Source organism: Klebsiella sp. 28, assembly GCF_018223905.1.
In the GTDB taxonomy this organism is placed as follows: Bacteria; Pseudomonadota; Gammaproteobacteria; order Enterobacterales; family Enterobacteriaceae; genus Klebsiella; species Klebsiella pneumoniae.
This window is the reverse complement of record NZ_JAGRQY010000035.1, coordinates 41776-57186: the sequence shown is the minus strand read 5'-3', so window position 1 is coordinate 57186 and position 15411 is coordinate 41776. Positions and strand designations below refer to the sequence as shown.

Genomic DNA, 15411 nt, shown 5'->3' with positions numbered 1-15411 from the left:
GTCCCGTCCGTTCCGCCACTTATTAAGAGCCCTGAGCATTTGCTCAGGGCTTTTTTGTTTGATCTGTTCTCTATTATTGCTAATTCAGCAAAAATCCTCTGCATTAATCGCTCTTTTTCCCCTCCACACCATCAGCCATAATTTCATCCGTTAACCGAAATGAAGAAATAACGAGGAAAATCATGGCAATCCCTGCATTTGGTCTTGGCACCTTCCGTCTGAAAGATGATGTTGTTATCGCATCCGTAAAAACCGCGCTGGAGCTGGGCTATCGTGCTATCGACACCGCGCAAATCTATGACAACGAAGCCGCGGTGGGTCAGGCTATCGCCGAAAGCGGCGTGCCGCGTAATGAGCTGTTCATCACTACCAAAATCTGGATCGAGAACCTGAGCAAAGACAAACTCATCGCCAGCCTGCAAGAAAGTCTGCAGAAGCTGCGCACGGACTATGTTGACCTGACGCTCATCCACTGGCCATCACCGAACGATGCGGTTGCCGTTGAAGAGTTTATGGCAGCCCTGATGGAAGCGAAGAAGCTGGGTCTGACCCGTCAGATTGGTATCTCCAACTTCACTATTCCACTGATGGAGCGCGCGATTGCCGCCGTTGGCGCTGAAAACATTGCGACCAACCAGATTGAACTCTCGCCGTATCTGCAAAACCGTAAAGTCGTCGACTGGGCACGTGAGCACGGCATCCACATCACCTCTTACATGACGCTGGCTTATGGTAAGGCGCTGAAAGATGAAGTGATTGCCCGTATCGCGGCGAAACATAATGCGACTCCGGCGCAGGTTATCCTGGCATGGGCGATGGGCGAGGGGTACGCGGTGATACCGTCCTCGACGAAGCGTGATAACCTGGCCAGCAACCTGAAGGCGCTGGATCTGCAGTTGGATGATGAAGATCGACAGGCGATCGCTGCGCTGGATTGCAACGATCGGCTGGTGAGCCCGGAAGGTCTGGCGCCGCAGTGGGATTAATCACTCGTTACCGGTATGCCGTTCGCCCTGCCGCCCGAGAAGGTATTACGACAGCTCCTTCGGGAGCTGTTTTACGTGGTCGCTCAGAAAATCAATAAATGCCCTGATGCGAGTGCTGACCGCCCGGTCGCTGTAATAGACGGCACTGAAAGGCATTTCCACCGGTAAGCGCTTATCGGCCAGTAGCTCGACAAACTCTCCGCTGGCAATCTCTTTATCCACCATGTAATCCGACAGGCAGGCAATACCGTTGCCGGTCAGGCACAGCTGCTTGAGCGTTTCGCCGCTATTGGATGACACCGCCGCTTCGATCTCTAACAGCTGGCCATCGCAACAGGAGACCGGCCAGGTATTCAGCGATACCGGCTCGGTGAAGCCGAGGCAGTGATGCTGTTTCAGATCGGATGGATGCTGCGGCATACCGTAGCGCGCGACATAGTCGGGCGAGGCGACGATCTTACGATAGCTGGTAAACAGCGGTCGGGCGCGCAGGCTGGAATCCGTTAAGGTCCCGGCCCGAATGGCCACATCCACTTTCCGTTCAATCAGATTGATAAACGTCTCAGACGAGACGAGCGACAGCGTCATTTCCGGGTAGCGTTCGCGAAATGGCTTCACCAGCGGCATGAGAAAATGCAGCATCACCGGCGTCGCGGCATCTACCCGCAGCAGGCCCCGCGGCGTCGTGCGCGTCTCCAGCAGATCGTTCTCTGCCGCCGCCATTTCCTGCAAGACCACCTGCATCCGGCGAAAATAGCGCTCGCCTTCTTCTGTCAGGCTGAGCTGGCGGGTGGTCCGATTGAGCAGGCTTACGCCTAGCTTTGATTCCAGCTTTTTGACCGCCCGGCTGACGGCGGAGTTGGCCTGTCCGAGCTGCTCGGCCGCCCGGCTGAAACTCCCGCTTTCCACCACCGCCACAAAGATGGCGATCTCCTCTGATGTGGCTCTCATTATTGCACCTATAGCAAAATTCTATTGATACTTTGATAGTTTTTGTTATTTATACAACCCTTCATACTACGTGTCATCTTAATCCTGATGCTACGGAGTAAATTATGCCACTGGCGCTATTTGCCTTAACCATCGGTGCCTTCGCAATTGGCACCACTGAATTTGTGATTGTCGGCCTGGTCCCGACCATTGCTCAGCAACTCTCTATCTCCCTGCCTTCGGCGGGACTGCTGGTCTCTATCTACGCGCTGGGCGTGGCGATCGGCGCCCCGGTACTGACGGCGTTGACCGGGCGTATGCCGCGTAAACAGCTGCTGCTGGCGCTGATGGTGCTGTTTACGGCGGGTAACATACTGGCCTGGCAGGCCCCTGGCTATGAAACGCTGATCCTGGCGCGACTGCTGACTGGTCTGGCGCACGGCGTGTTCTTTTCTATCGGCTCGACAATCGCCACCAGCCTGGTGGCAAAAGAGAAAGCAGCCTCGGCCATCGCCATTATGTTCGGTGGCCTGACGGTCGCGCTGGTGACCGGCGTTCCCTTTGGCACCTTTATTGGCCAGCATTTCGGCTGGCGGGAAACCTTCCTCGCGGTATCGATTCTCGGGGTGATTGCGCTAATCAGCAGTCTGATTCTGGTGCCGAATAATATTCCGGGCCGCGCCAGCGCCAGCCTGCGCGATCAGCTGAAAGTATTAACCCATCCGCGCCTGCTGATGATCTACGCCATTACCGCGCTGGGCTACGGCGGCGTGTTTACCGCTTTTACCTTCCTGGCGCCGATGATGCAGGAGCTGGCCGGCTTCAGCCCGTCAGCGGTGAGCTGGATCCTGCTGGGCTATGGTGTCTCGGTGGCTATAGGTAACGTGTGGGGCGGCAAACTGGCCGATAAGCATGGCGCCGTCTCCGCGCTGAAGTTTATCTTCGCCGCGCTGGTGCTACTGCTGCTGGTCTTCCAGCTGACCGCCAGCGTTCACTATGCCGCGCTGGCGACAGTGCTGGTGATGGGCGTTTTCGCCTTCGGCAACGTGCCGGGTCTGCAGGTCTATGTGGTGCAAAAAGCAGAGCAGTATACCCCGGGGGCTGTCGACATCGCTTCCGGCCTGAATATTGCCGCCTTTAACGTCGGCATCGCGCTGGGGTCGATCGTCGGCGGACAGACGGTCGAGCGGTACGGTCTGGCGCAGACGCCGTGGATTGGCGCGATGATTGTGCTGGTCGCTTTGCTGTTGGTGGTCCTGAGCGGACGTTTAGATAAATTGCCACGCCGTTCGGCAGCGCTTTCTCCCGAAGGCTAAGGGTTTCTCGCAATTTGCATTGAAAGTGTATGGGAAAATCCCTATAACAGAATAACCAGTCGTCGTCGGGCTGGTTTCTGTTATCGAGGATTAATGCCCAAATTGCGAAAGAACACCTACGCCATGCGCTATGTCGCCGGACAACCTGCGGAGAGAATATTGCCTCCGGGGGCGTTTGCGGGCGTAAGTCCGGTTTATCCCGCCGGTACGCCATTAAGCAGCGATGAGAAGATCCGCGTGCTGGTATGGAATATCTTCAAGCAGCAGCGCGCAGAGTGGCAGTCGGTCCTCAAAAATTTCGGCAAAGATGCGCATTTGGTCCTGTTGCAGGAGGCGCAAACTACCCCAGAACTGGTCCGGTTCGCGACTTCAAACTATCTGGCCGCCGATCAGGTGCCGGCGCTGGTATTGCCGCAGCATCCTTCCGGCGTAATGACGCTGGCCTCCGCGCACCCCATCTATTGCTGTCCGCTGCGCGAGCGCGAGCCTATTTTGCGATTGCCGAAATCGGCGTTAGTGACCGTTTATCCGCTGCCGGATGCGCGGTTGTTGATGGTAGTCAATATCCATGCCGTCAACTTTAGCCTTGGCGTCGACGTCTACAGCAAACAGCTGCTGCCAATTGGCGATCAGATCGCCCATCACAGCGGGCCGGTGATCATGGCCGGCGACTTCAATGCCTGGAGCCGGCCGCGGATGAATGCGCTGTACCGCTTTGCGCGTGAGATGTCGTTACGCGAAGTTCGTTTCTCAGACGATCAGCGCCGCCGCGCGTTTGGTCGTCCCCTCGATTTTGTGTTCTACCGTGGGTTAAGCGTGCACGATGCTTCCGTGCTGGTGACCCGCGCCTCCGACCACAACCCGCTACTAGTCGAATTCAGTCCCGGCAAGCCTGATTAATTTAAGGTTGGTCAGGCCTGCCATGGGGCAGGCCTGCGCATGCATGGTGCTGCCTTTTATTACTCAAAAAAAACCGTAAGGACAAGACAACATGACAACACGCTCTCACCATGACAACGTCGAAAAGCAGTTCGGCTCCCAGGCCAGCGCCTATCTGACCAGCGCCGTACACGCCTCTGGTCGCGATCTGCAGCGGCTGGCGGAACGGCTGGCTGATTTTCCTCAGGCGAAAGTGCTGGATATGGGCTGCGGGGCAGGGCACGCCAGCTTTACCGCGGCGGGACAGGTTGCCGAGGTAACCGCCTATGATTTATCGAGCCAGATGCTGGAGGTCGTTGCCGCCGCGGCAAAGGAGAAAGGTTTTAGCAATATCGTGACCCAGCAGGGGTACGCCGAAACGCTGCCGTTCGCTGATGCCAGCTTTGATGTGGTGATTAGCCGCTATTCCGCTCACCACTGGCATGACGTTGGCCAGGCGCTGCGTGAGGTGAAACGTGTTCTCAAGCCGGGCGGGGTGATTATCGTGATGGACGTGATGTCGCCGGGTCATCCGGTACGTGATGTCTGGCTGCAGACGGTGGAAGCCCTGCGCGACACCTCGCATGTGCGTAATTATTCCAGCGGCGAGTGGTTGACGCTGGCGACTGAAGCGGGGCTGGTGGTTAACCAGTTGTTGACCGATCGCCTGCCGCTGGAGTTCAGTTCATGGGTGGCGCGGATGCGTACTCCTGAGCCGCTGGTGGAGGCGATTCGCTTATATCAGCAGAGCGCTTCGGCGGAGGTCAAAGCGTACTTCGAGTTACAGGAGGACGGATCGTTTACCAGCGATACCATTCTGTTCGAAGCGCATAAAGCGGTTTAATTTAGGCAACAAAAAAGGCACCGGGGAAGTCGGTGCCTTTTTGTCGAACCAGAGGTATCAGGACTCTGGTCGATCGCTGTTTTTCACAAACAACGTTAGCTGATCGCCTGGGCGCAGGTTGTCGGTATCGCTGTTCCAGCGCATCACGTCACGAATATTAACGCCGTGACGTTTGGCGATGCTCGACAGCGAATCGCCTTTACGAACGCGATAGGTGATGCTATCGCTGTTGTTCGCCAGACGCTGGGCGCTGCTGCCTGCGCCAATAACCAGATTCTGCCCAACCTTTAATCCAGAGCCGCGCAGGTTATTCCACTGCTGCAGATCGCGGGTCGTCACACCAAGACGGGAAGCTATCCCGGAAATGGTGTCGCCGGAACGCACCTTATAGCTACGGCTGGTCAGCGGCGTATTGTCCGCGAGCTGCGTCGGCTGCACGGCGGCAATGTCGCCAGAGGCCAGCGATTCACGCAGCTGTGCGGCGTGCTTCTGCGGCACCATGACGTACTTTGGCCCGCTCGCGCCCAGCGTTGACCCTTTTACGCCCGCATTGAACGTCTTCAGCTTGCTGACCGGCATACCGGCCATGTCCGCGAGCTGAGAAATATCAACCGGACTGTCGAGGCGAACGCGCGCCAGCGCACGGCTTTCATCAGCCGTAGGCAGCTTTACGCCGTAACGTTTGCTGTTTTTGAGAATGTCGCTCAATGCCAGCATTTTCGGGACGTAGATTTTCGTTTCATGCGGCAGAGACAGCGACCAGAAATCGGTGGGTTTGCCACGCGAACGGTTCGCTTTTACTGCCTTCATGACCCGGCCTTCGCCGCTGTTATAGGCTGCGACCGTTAACAACCAGTCGCCGTCGAACATTTTGTTCAGACGCTGCATCATGTCCAGCGCCGCGGTAGTAGACGCGACGACATCACGACGCGCATCGTAACTGCGGGTCTGTTTTAAACCATAATTGCGCCCTGTGCTCGGAATGATCTGCCAAATGCCTGCGGCATTGGCGCCAGACGTCGCGTGTGGGTCAAAAGCGCTCTCCACTATGGGTAGTAATACCAGTTCCATTGGCATGTTACGTTTCTTAACCTGCCCGGCTATCCAGTACATATACGGCTCTGCCCGTAAAGTTACATCGTGGAGATAGCTCTTATTTCTTAAGTACTTCTGTTTCTGTTCGCGAATCCGGGGATTATCCGGTATTCCCATCTTTAGCTCGTCGCCTATGGAAGTCCACAGATCCTGGTCTTGCGCGTAGAAGGTTCCATCATCTAACCAGCGCGCTTGACTTGTGAACTTGCCTGCTTCCCCTTGACCAGCCGCAGAAAGGCTCTGTGCTCGCTGTTCGACGGTGCCATCGTGCTTAGACGCCTGGCACCCCACCAGCAGGACAGAGGCGAGTAATATCGCTCGTGCCTTCATGTGTGTGTCAATAGTTGCTTAAAAGACGACCAAGGATAACGGCGAAGTTGGCCGATGACAAGAATTAAATATCAGAAGTCATCTTTCTTTGACCTTAACCATGCAAATCGCGCCATAGAGTGTTGCAAATTTGTTTCTTTGTTAATTTTGTCAATTAAATCAATATCATTTACGCGTAAAAATAAATTTATACGCCGCTCATTTTTCAGAGTTACGGGTAGTGTTTTTTGTTTTTTTGCACGTAACTCATTAACTTTATGATAGTAATCGTTTATGTCCCTATCATCTGGCAGGATACTCAATGCAAACTTCATATTCGCTAACGTATATTCATGTGCGCAACATATGAGGGTTTCTTCAGGAAGGGCGTTAATTTTCATAAATGATTGATACATCTGCTCTGCTGTACCTTCGAACAGCCTTCCGCAGCCGCCGGAAAACATCGTATCGCCACAGAACAGATAAGGTTCGCTGTAGTAACAGATATGTCCTAATGTGTGACCTGGCGTAGAGAAAATGGAAAAATCGTGCCCGAGAATTGACAGCCGATCGCCATCGCCTACCACCTGAGTGACGCCTTTATCCTGGGTTTCCGCCGGCCCGTAAACCACTATAGAAGGGAATTTTTCACGTAATTGTTTTACGCCGCCGACGTGATCCTGATGATGATGGGTCAATAAAATAGCCTCGGGCTGCCACTGGTTTTCCTCGATGGCTGCCAGAACCGGCGCGGCTTCGCCTGGATCTACGATGATGCAGCGGCCGTTATTCTCACTGAGAACCCAGATGTAGTTGTCCTGAAACGCGGGAATACTGATAAGATTCATAAATTACCTCTAAAGCGTAGCGGAAGGTGGCAATGAAGCCGGCAAGGATACCTCACACAGTGACAGCGCCTGAGCATTGGTCCAGTATGCCGTGGGGCGAATACTATCGCGAAACGCTGGAGCAGCAGATGAAACCGTGGCTGGCTAAATTATATGGCTTTCATCTGCTTAAGATTGGCAATCTGAGCGCGGAAATCAATACCGAAGCTTGCGCCATCTCGCACCAGGTGAATGTCTCGCTGGCGGGAAATCCAATGCAGGTCCGGGCTGACCCGCTGCATTTACCCTTTGCCGAAAAGTCCGTTGACGCCTGCCTGCTGGCGCACACCCTGCCGTGGTGTAGCGATCCGCATCGTCTGCTGCGGGAAGCCGATCGTGTACTGATCGATGATGGCTGGATGATCCTGACCGGGTTTAATCCGGTCAGCCTGATGGGGTTGCGTAAGCTGGTGCCGGTCCTGCGCAACGGTACGCCTTATAATAGCCGTATGTTTACGCTGATGCGCCAGCTGGACTGGCTGGCGCTGCTCAACTTTGAAGTGCTGCACTATGGACGTTACCAGGTTTTGCCCTGGTCGCGCCATGGCGGCAAATTATTGAGCACCCATTTGCCGGCGCTGGGCTGTTTGCAATTGATTGTCGCCCGCAAACGGACCATTCCGCTGACGCTCAATCCGATGAAATCCGGCAAAGCGAAAACTCAGCTGCGGCCGGCGGTGGGCGCCACCCGGCAGTGGCGCAAAGGGCAGAATTAACTCTCAGGCAGATAGCCGACATCGTCCAGTGTGGGGTGGGAGGCCGCCGCGCGCGCCAGTTCGTCGCAGCGTTCATTTTCAGGATGGCCGGCGTGGCCCTTTACCCATTCCCATTTAATTTTATGCTGGCCAAGCGCGGCGTCCAGCCGCTGCCAGAGGTCGACATTTTTCACCGGCTTTTTCTCTGCCGTTTTCCAGCCGCGCTTTTTCCAGTTGTGGATCCACTGGGTGATCCCCTGACGAACATACTGGCTGTCAGTGCTGAGCACCACTTCGCAATGCTCTTTTAACGCTTCCAGGGCAACAATTGCCGCCATCAGTTCCATGCGGTTATTGGTGGTCAGACGGTAGCCAGCGCTGAAGGTTTTTTCGTGCTGGCGGTAGCGCATGATGGCGCCGTAGCCGCCAGGTCCTGGATTACCCAGGCAAGAGCCGTCGGTGAAAATTTCTACCTGTTTGAGCATCTCTGGTAGACTTCCTGTAATTGAAATCGATTTGTAAACGATAAGTCTGACATAAATGACCGCTATGAGCACTGCAATTACGCGCCAGATTGTTCTCGATACCGAAACCACCGGTATGAACCAGATCGGGGCACACTACGAAGGACACAAGATCATTGAGATCGGCGCCGTGGAGGTGATCAACCGCCGCCTGACCGGTAACAATTTTCACGTCTATCTGAAGCCCGATCGGCTGGTGGATCCTGAAGCATTCGGCGTACACGGGATCGCCGATGAGTTCCTGCTGGATAAACCTACCTTTGCCGACGTGGCTGATGAGTTTATGGATTACATCCGCGGCGCGGAGCTGGTGATCCATAACGCCTCGTTCGATATCGGCTTTATGGATTATGAATTCAGTAAGCTAAACCGCGGCATCGGAAAAACCGAGACCTTTTGTAAAATCACCGACAGTTTGGCGCTGGCGCGGAAAATGTTTCCTGGCAAGCGCAACAGCCTCGATGCGCTATGTTCGCGTTACGAAATAGACAACAGCAAGCGTACGCTGCACGGGGCGTTGCTCGATGCCCAGATCCTTGCCGATGTCTATTTGATGATGACCGGCGGCCAGACTTCAATGGCGTTCTCTATGGAAGGCGAAAGCCAGCAGCAGGCGGGAGAGATGGGAATTCAGCGCGTCGTCCGCGCCGGCAGTCAGTTACGCGTGGTTTATGCCTCAGATGAAGAACTGGCGAACCATGAATCCCGCCTCGACCTGGTACAAAAGAAAGGCGGAAGCTGCTTGTGGCGTGCCTGATAGCCACTAAAATGAATTAAAAGTAGGCGGTTGGGTGATTTTTGCAGCAAACGATTCAAAATGGTAGAAAAAGCGTTGACGGGGTAGAGGGGAATCCGTAATATTCGCCTCGTTCCCAACGGAACAACAACGCGGAGCGGTAGTTCAGTCGGTTAGAATACCTGCCTGTCACGCAGGGGGTCGCGGGTTCGAGTCCCGTCCGTTCCGCCACTATTCAGAAAGCCTGAATCAGCAATGATTCAGGCTTTCGTCGTTTTCGTCGCCGAATTTCAGCGCGCCTCTTGTTCCTCCTGCATGCACTGCATAAATACCCGCATCGCCGGACTGATAGCCTTCCCGGCATGGTGGGCGCAGAGCGCATGGATCGTCAACGGCGTCTCGCTGAATGGCAGCTCAACCAGCGTCCCGCGCTTGAGCTCGTCCTCCACCGCAAAGCGTGGCAGAAAACTCACTCCCAGATTTCCCGCCACGCACTGCTTGATACTCTCAATACTCCACAGCTCAATGGTGTTCTCCAGAGTAATTTCGCGCTGGCGCAGGGTGCTTTCAAAAATCTGCCGGAACACGCACTGGGGTTCGTTGATGATAAAGCTCAGCGGGATATGCTGGCGCGGGCGCATGAAGTCTACCGGCGCCTGCTCGACCGATGCGACCAGCGTCAGCGACTGCTGGCCAAGCTCCATTATCGTGAGCGCGTCATCGTTACCCACCCGGTAAAACACCCCCAAATCGACCTCGTCGGCAAGCAACGCATCGCGGATGCTGTAGCAGTTGAGCGACTGCAGCGACAGGCGCACTTTCGGAGCGCGTTGCTTAAAACGCTGCAGCACCCGCGGCATTTTATACGCCAGCAGCGTTTCGCCAGTGGCGACGCGAAGTTCGCCACCGGGCTCATCGTCCTGGCGTGCCGCCTGACGTATCGAGGCCATCACTTTAGTCAGGTCGTAGACATGCGGCAGGACCTTCTTACCGGCGGCGGTGAGACACATCCGCCGGCCGATTTTCTCAAACAGCGGGATGGCAAGCTCCTGCTCCAGCTGCTGGATATGAAAAGTCACGGTGGACTGAGTGCAGCATAGTTTCTGCGCCGCGCGCAGAAAGGAACCTTCTTCGACAACAGTTTTGAAGGTGATGAAGCGTCGCAGATCCATATTTCCTCTTTGTATCGATATTATCGAAGCGAGAATGAAAAAATATTCATTTTTTTAAATTATCAGCTTCGGGTAGTGTCTGCCAGACAAGAGGAGAAAACCCGTGACACCTACCCTGATAAGCGCCTTTTTAACTTACACTTTGATCACCGCCCTGACACCCGGGCCCAACAATATCCTGGCGCTGAGCAGCGTCACCTCCCATGGTCTACGCCGCAGCCTGCGGGTGCTGGCCGGGATGAGCGTCGGGTTTATTATCACTATGTTGATTTGCGCGGCTTTAACCTTTTCGCTGGTTGAACTCGACTCACGCTTTACCCTGGTATTGGGATGGATTGGCGCGGCGTACATCCTGTGGCTGGCCTGGCAGATTGCCAAAAGCAAACCGGCGACAGGGACGCCGAGTGTAGAACCGGTAGGCTTTTGGGCGAGTCTGGGGCTACAGTTCGTCAACGTTAAAATTATTCTGTATGGCATCACCGCGCTTTCTACCTTTGTTCTGCCCGTTACTCGCGAGCCTGTTTGGCTTATCAGCGTGAGTCTGCTGCTGGCGGCGATTGGCGCACTGGGAAATCTGTGCTGGGCGCTGGCGGGGCATCTGTTTCAGCGCCTGTTTTTGCTGTACGGGCGGCAACTGAACTGGATGCTGGCAGCGTTATTGGTCTACTGTGCTGTGCGGATCGTGGTGGAATAAAAAGGGAGCGCAGCGGCTCCCGAAGGGTGATTAGCCGATCGTGAAAGGATCGGCATCGCGCCAGGCGGGGAATTTTTCACGATATTCCTGAAGGGCGCTCAGCGACAGCTCGGCATCAAGACGAGTGGCCTGATGCGGATCGGCGGTGGCGATAATCTCCCCCTGGGGATTGATAATCCGACTATCGCCGCGGTAATGATGGCCGTTGCCGTCAGTGCCAACCCGGTTACAGCCGGCGACATAGGCCTGGTTTTCAATCGCGCGGGCGATCAGCAGCGACTGCCAGTGCAGCGAGCGCGGCGCCGGCCAGTTGGCGACATACAGCGCCAAATCATAGTCGTTCTGATTACGCGACCATACCGGAAAGCGCAGGTCGTAACAGACCAGCGGCAGGATCCGCCATCCACGCCATTCAAAGACCACGCGCTGGTTTCCGGCCTCATAGTGATGATGTTCATCGGCCATACGGAACAGGTGCCGTTTATCATAATGGTGCACCGTACCGTCAGGCTCGACCAGCAGGAAGCGGTTAACGGCGCCGTGTTCAGTTTGCAGCGCAGCGCTGCCGGCAATCAGCGCCTGGGATTGCGCAGCCCGGGCATGCATCCACTCCACCACGTCGGCCTCGGGTAAAGACTGTTTTGCCGCTTCCATGGCAAAGCCGGTGGTAAACATCTCTGGTAAAACAATCACATCGCGCCCGGTAATTCCTTCCAGTTGGCGATCAAAATGGCGCAGGTTGGCAGGGCCGTCCATCCAGACCAGCGGTTGTTGCAACAGCGAAATTTTCAGGCCAGGCACAATGGTCAACTCCATTCTCATGAGGGGGTTAGGTTAACTGTAACACCATATCAGCCGCGCGGCGGTCCGCGGAATATTTTGTTAAAAAAATGCTACTGATGGAAACGAAAGGGGAGGAGAGGGCGAAAAAAAGGCGGGGAAAGTTCCCCGCCCGGCGTGTGATGTGGTAGTGGTTTTATTATGCAGCTTCAACTTTACGAACTTTTTCCGGCAGCTTTACCGGCTTTGTCGCCAGCTCCTCTGGCGCAAAGTCGTCGACGTTAATGCTGCGCAGACGGCTATGCTCTGCACGGGTAAGAATGGCGGCCTCATCCTGACTGATTAATCCTTTGGCCAGCGCGTTGTGGGCCAGCTCATCCAGACGGGTGAACGGCAGATTTTTACCCAACTCTTTGCAGATCCGTTGGTGGATAGGATCGGCCGCCATCACTTCCAGCAGGGCCTCTTCCAGCAGGCCTACCGGGTTATGCTCGCTCGGCGTCAGATACTGACCGCGGCCGATGCGGGAGCGCGTGGCGCTGGGCACCTGCAGAATTTTGGCGACCTGGTGGTCCAGCCTATCCGATGGCGCATGATGATGACGGCCGGTCGGGAAGATGACCAGGCGCATTACGCCTGCCACCAGACGGTTCGGGAAATTGTCCAACAGATCGTCAATGGCTTGCTCGGCCTGGTGCAGCGCGTCCTGTACCCCCCAGTGAACCAGCGGCAGATCGGCTTCATTGCGTCCTTCATCGTCATAGCGTTTCAGCACCGCCGAGGCCAGGTACAGCTGGCTTAACACATCCCCCAGACGGGCGGAGATACGTTCGCGTCGCTTGAGGCTGCCGCCGAGCACCGCCATTGAGACGTCTGACAGCAGTGCCAGGTTGGCGCTCAGACGATTCATTTGCTGATAGTAGCGACGGGTGGCGTCACGGGTCGGCGCGCTGCTGGTGCGCCCGCCGGTCAGGCCCAGCCAGAAACTCCGCACTTTATTACTGCCGACATGGCCGATATGTTTGAACAGCAGCTTGTCATAGGCGTTCAGGTCATTATTCTGCGCGGCGGCCATCTCCTCCAGTACGTACGGATGGCAGCGAATCGCCCCCTGACCGAAGATCATCATGCTGCGGGTCAAAATGTTTGCGCCTTCCACGGTGATGGCGATAGGCGCGCCCTGATAGGCCCGGGCGAGGAAGTTGCCTTCGCCCAGCATAATGCCTTTCCCGCCGGTAATATCCATCGCGTCGATAATGGAGCGCTGGCCGCGGTGGGTGCAGTGATATTTCACGATAGCGGACAGCACTGCAGGTTTCTCGCCGAGCATGATGCCGTAGGTGATCAGCGACGCCGCAGCGTCCATCACATAGGCGTTACCGGCGATACGCGCCAGCGTCTCTTCAATCCCTTCCATTTTGCCGATGGAGATTTTGAACTGGCGGCGAATATGGGCGTAAGCGCCAGTCGCCATGGCAACGGATTTCAGACCACCGGTGGCGTTGGACGGCAGAGTAATACCGCGGCCGACCGATAGACATTCAACCAGCATGCGCCAGCCCTGACCGGCCATGCTTGGGCCGCCGATGATGTAATCGATAGGCACGAAGATATCTTTGCCGCGGGTTGGACCGTTCTGGAACGGCACGTTCAGCGGGAAGTGGCGACGGCCGATTTCCACGCCCGGGGTGGAGGTGGGGATCAGCGCGCAGGTGATACCCAGCTCTTCTTCTCCGCCCAGCAAACGATCCGGGTCAGAGAGTTTGAAAGCCAGCCCCAGCACGGTGGCGATAGGCGCCAGCGTGATATAACGTTTGTTCCAGGTCAGGCGCATCCCCAGCACCTGTTGACCCTGCCAGTCGCCCATGCACACCACGCCGGTATCCGGGATGGCGCCGGCGTCAGAGCCCGCTTCCGGGCTGGTGAGAGCGAAGCAAGGGATTTCCAGGCCGCGTGCCAGACGCGGCAGATAATGATTCTTCTGTTCTTCGGTACCGTAATGCTGCAGCAGTTCGCCCGGACCCAGCGAGTTCGGGACGCCGACGGTGATCGCCAGGATGCCGGAGACGCCAGAGAGTTTCTGCAGTACTCGTGCCTGAGCGTAAGCGGAGAACTCAAGTCCGCCATACTCTTTCTTAATGATCATCGCGAAGAAGCGGTGCTCTTTCAGATAGGCCCACAGCTCCGGCGGCAAATCGGCCATTTCGTGGGTGATGGCGAAGTCGTTAGCCATCCGGCAGGCTTCTTCAACTGGGCCGTCGAGGAAAGCTTGCTCTTCGGCGGTCAGCCGCGGCTGCGGATAGTTATGTAACTTTTGCCAGTCAGGATTGCCGCGAAACAGATCGCCTTCCCACCAGGTGGTGCCGGCGTCGATGGCTTCTTTTTCCGTGCGCGACATCGGCGGCATCACCTTGCGGAATGTGCGAAACGCCGGTGCGGAAATCATGGATTTACGCATAGGCGCAAAGTTAAACGGCAACAGTATGATCGCCAGCGGCAGCAGCAGCCAGATATTCCACACTCCGGCCGCGCCGAGCGCCGCGGTCCAGGCGAGCAAAATCACGCTGCTGAGCAGCAGGCTGACCCGGTGATAGAAGAGCGCGCCGAGTAAAACGACGGTTGCAACAATACTCAAAATCATCATAGAGAAATGCTCCCTGAGCTTGTAGGAGGTCTGACCACTTGTGATGTATTGGTTGTAGTGCATGCGTTTTTATTTAGCAATGTGTTTACAAAATAATTACAACCTTGCTCACATTGTTGTATGCAAAAGCGGCACATAAAATCAAAAGAGCGAGGGATAACGCTGCCTGCTGCTTCTCGCTTCGACGGCTATCCGGTACACTGCCGGGGTTATTCCACTCATACTGAAGGATTATCCTCATGTACCAGGATCTTATTCGTAACGAACTGAACGAAGCCGCGGAAACGCTGGCTAACTTTCTGCAGGACGAAGCTAATATCCATGCTATCCAGCGTGCCGCTGTCCTGCTGGCGGATAGCTTTAAGGCGGGTGGGAAAGTGCTGTCCTGCGGTAACGGCGGTTCCCATTGCGATGCGATGCATTTTGCGGAAGAGCTGACCGGACGTTATCGCGAAAACCGCCCGGGTTACCCGGCCATCGCGATCTCCGACGTCAGCCACCTCTCCTGCGTGAGCAATGATTTTGGCTATGAATATGTGTTCTCCCGCTACGTTGAATCCGTTGGCCGCGCAGGCGATGTGCTGCTCGGTATCTCCACGTCTGGCAACTCCGGCAACGTGATTAAGGCCATTGAGGCCGCGCGGGCGCAGGGGATGAAAGTGATCACCCTGACCGGTAAAGACGGCGGTAAAATGGCCGGTAGCGCTGATGTTGAAATTCGCGTGCCGCACTTTGGCTACGCCGACCGCATCCAGGAGATCCATATCAAAGTGATCCACATTCTGATTATGCTGATCGAAAAAGAGATGGCGAAAGGCTAACAGGCAGGTGAGTGTGTACTGTTGACGGTAGCCTCGCTCCGGCGCCGTCGTGATTTGTGA

The 15411-nt window shown here is 55.8% G+C and carries 15 protein-coding genes and 1 tRNA gene; 9 read left to right on the top strand and 7 right to left on the bottom strand.

Annotated elements, in window-relative coordinates; translation table 11 throughout:
- Positions 1–182 precede the first annotated feature (182 nt).
- Positions 183–986, top strand: a complete 804-nt coding sequence (gene dkgB / locus KHQ28_RS07035; RefSeq protein WP_020804775.1) for a 2,5-didehydrogluconate reductase DkgB — start codon at positions 183–185, stop codon at positions 984–986.
- A gap of 45 nt (positions 987–1031) precedes the next feature.
- Here dkgB and yafC read toward each other — a convergent pair whose 3' ends face one another.
- The gene (yafC, locus tag KHQ28_RS07030; protein WP_002889616.1) at positions 1032–1937 is read right to left on the bottom strand and encodes a DNA-binding transcriptional regulator YafC; all 906 of its coding nucleotides are present in this window, start codon (positions 1935–1937) and stop codon (positions 1032–1034) included.
- Between the two features lie 104 nt (positions 1938–2041).
- Here yafC and KHQ28_RS07025 point away from each other — a divergent pair, with 104 nt between their 5' ends.
- The 3 genes from KHQ28_RS07025 to KHQ28_RS07015 all read left to right on the top strand — a co-directional run bounded on the left by KHQ28_RS07025 (position 2042) and on the right by KHQ28_RS07015 (position 4994).
- Positions 2042–3232: an MFS transporter gene (locus KHQ28_RS07025; RefSeq protein WP_012737432.1), complete on the top strand. Its 1191-nt coding sequence runs from the start codon at positions 2042–2044 to the stop codon at positions 3230–3232.
- Between the two features lie 102 nt (positions 3233–3334).
- Positions 3335–4132, top strand: coding sequence for an endonuclease/exonuclease/phosphatase family protein (locus KHQ28_RS07020; RefSeq protein WP_002889629.1), 798 nt, complete (start codon positions 3335–3337; stop codon positions 4130–4132).
- Between the two features lie 91 nt (positions 4133–4223).
- Positions 4224–4994, top strand: coding sequence for a class I SAM-dependent methyltransferase (locus tag KHQ28_RS07015; protein WP_002889630.1), 771 nt, complete (start codon positions 4224–4226; stop codon positions 4992–4994).
- Between the two features lie 57 nt (positions 4995–5051).
- Here KHQ28_RS07015 and mltD read toward each other — a convergent pair whose 3' ends face one another.
- Entirely contained in the window at positions 5052–6419 is a 1368-nt protein-coding gene (gene mltD / locus KHQ28_RS07010) for a murein transglycosylase D (RefSeq protein ID WP_002889632.1), read from the bottom strand.
- A 71-nt stretch (positions 6420–6490) separates the two neighbouring features.
- Positions 6491–7246, bottom strand: coding sequence for a hydroxyacylglutathione hydrolase (gloB, locus tag KHQ28_RS07005; protein WP_032419380.1), 756 nt, complete (start codon positions 7244–7246; stop codon positions 6491–6493).
- 32 nt (positions 7247–7278) lie between these two features.
- Between gloB and KHQ28_RS07000 the strand changes: the two genes are divergently transcribed.
- Positions 7279–8001 carry a class I SAM-dependent methyltransferase gene (locus KHQ28_RS07000; RefSeq protein ID WP_032419379.1) on the top strand — a complete coding sequence of 241 codons (723 nt, stop codon included), beginning with the start codon at positions 7279–7281 and terminating at the stop codon, positions 7999–8001.
- On the opposite strand, the gene rnhA is transcribed toward KHQ28_RS07000, so the two are convergent.
- Positions 7998–8465 carry a ribonuclease HI gene (rnhA, locus tag KHQ28_RS06995; RefSeq protein WP_002889686.1) on the bottom strand — a complete coding sequence of 156 codons (468 nt, stop codon included), beginning with the start codon at positions 8463–8465 and terminating at the stop codon, positions 7998–8000. The genes KHQ28_RS07000 and rnhA overlap by 4 nt on opposite strands.
- 64 nt (positions 8466–8529) lie before the next feature.
- Between rnhA and dnaQ the strand changes: the two genes are divergently transcribed.
- Positions 8530–9261 (top strand): DNA polymerase III subunit epsilon, encoded by a 732-nt coding sequence (gene dnaQ, locus KHQ28_RS06990; RefSeq protein WP_004152034.1) that lies wholly within the window; start codon positions 8530–8532, stop codon positions 9259–9261.
- A 133-nt stretch (positions 9262–9394) separates the two neighbouring features.
- A tRNA-Asp gene (locus KHQ28_RS06985) sits at positions 9395–9471 on the top strand.
- Between the two features lie 59 nt (positions 9472–9530).
- Here the strand turns inward: KHQ28_RS06985 and KHQ28_RS06980 are convergent.
- Positions 9531–10412: a LysR family transcriptional regulator gene (locus KHQ28_RS06980; protein ID WP_004145830.1), complete on the bottom strand. Its 882-nt coding sequence runs from the start codon at positions 10410–10412 to the stop codon at positions 9531–9533.
- 103 nt (positions 10413–10515) lie between these two features.
- Between KHQ28_RS06980 and eamB the strand changes: the two genes are divergently transcribed.
- A complete protein-coding gene (gene eamB, locus KHQ28_RS06975; RefSeq protein WP_004178672.1) occupies positions 10516–11106 on the top strand; it encodes a cysteine/O-acetylserine transporter in 591 nt (196 codons plus the stop codon).
- Positions 11107–11136: 30 nt separating this feature from the next.
- Here eamB and KHQ28_RS06970 read toward each other — a convergent pair whose 3' ends face one another.
- Both KHQ28_RS06970 and fadE read right to left on the bottom strand, forming a co-directional pair.
- Positions 11137–11907, bottom strand: coding sequence for an amidohydrolase (locus KHQ28_RS06970; protein WP_002889689.1), 771 nt, complete (start codon positions 11905–11907; stop codon positions 11137–11139).
- 178 nt (positions 11908–12085) lie between these two features.
- A complete protein-coding gene (fadE, locus tag KHQ28_RS06965; RefSeq protein ID WP_211777577.1) occupies positions 12086–14530 on the bottom strand; it encodes an acyl-CoA dehydrogenase FadE in 2445 nt (814 codons plus the stop codon).
- 239 nt (positions 14531–14769) lie between these two features.
- Between fadE and lpcA the strand changes: the two genes are divergently transcribed.
- Entirely contained in the window at positions 14770–15351 is a 582-nt protein-coding gene (gene lpcA / locus KHQ28_RS06960; protein ID WP_004145825.1) for a D-sedoheptulose 7-phosphate isomerase, read from the top strand.
- Positions 15352–15411 lie beyond the last annotated feature (60 nt).

Excerpts from the sequence above, each read along its gene's own strand:
- KHQ28_RS07000 (WP_032419379.1), top strand. The coding sequence starts at position 7,279 with ATGAAGCCGGCAAGGATACCTCACACAGTGACAGCGCCTGAGCATTGG.
- rnhA (WP_002889686.1), bottom strand. The coding sequence starts at position 8,465 with ATGCTCAAACAGGTAGAAATTTTCACCGACGGCTCTTGCCTGGGTAAT.
- gloB (WP_032419380.1), bottom strand. The coding sequence starts at position 7,246 with ATGAATCTTATCAGTATTCCCGCGTTTCAGGACAACTACATCTGGGTT.
- lpcA (WP_004145825.1), top strand. The coding sequence starts at position 14,770 with ATGTACCAGGATCTTATTCGTAACGAACTGAACGAAGCCGCGGAAACG.
- KHQ28_RS07015 (WP_002889630.1), top strand. The coding sequence starts at position 4,224 with ATGACAACACGCTCTCACCATGACAACGTCGAAAAGCAGTTCGGCTCC.
- KHQ28_RS07025 (WP_012737432.1), top strand. The coding sequence starts at position 2,042 with ATGCCACTGGCGCTATTTGCCTTAACCATCGGTGCCTTCGCAATTGGC.
- fadE (WP_211777577.1), bottom strand. The coding sequence starts at position 14,530 with ATGATGATTTTGAGTATTGTTGCAACCGTCGTTTTACTCGGCGCGCTC.
- dnaQ (WP_004152034.1), top strand. The coding sequence starts at position 8,530 with ATGAGCACTGCAATTACGCGCCAGATTGTTCTCGATACCGAAACCACC.
- yafC (WP_002889616.1), bottom strand. The coding sequence starts at position 1,937 with ATGAGAGCCACATCAGAGGAGATCGCCATCTTTGTGGCGGTGGTGGAA.
- KHQ28_RS06980 (WP_004145830.1), bottom strand. The coding sequence starts at position 10,412 with ATGGATCTGCGACGCTTCATCACCTTCAAAACTGTTGTCGAAGAAGGT.
- mltD (WP_002889632.1), bottom strand. The coding sequence starts at position 6,419 with ATGAAGGCACGAGCGATATTACTCGCCTCTGTCCTGCTGGTGGGGTGC.
- dkgB (WP_020804775.1), top strand. The coding sequence starts at position 183 with ATGGCAATCCCTGCATTTGGTCTTGGCACCTTCCGTCTGAAAGATGAT.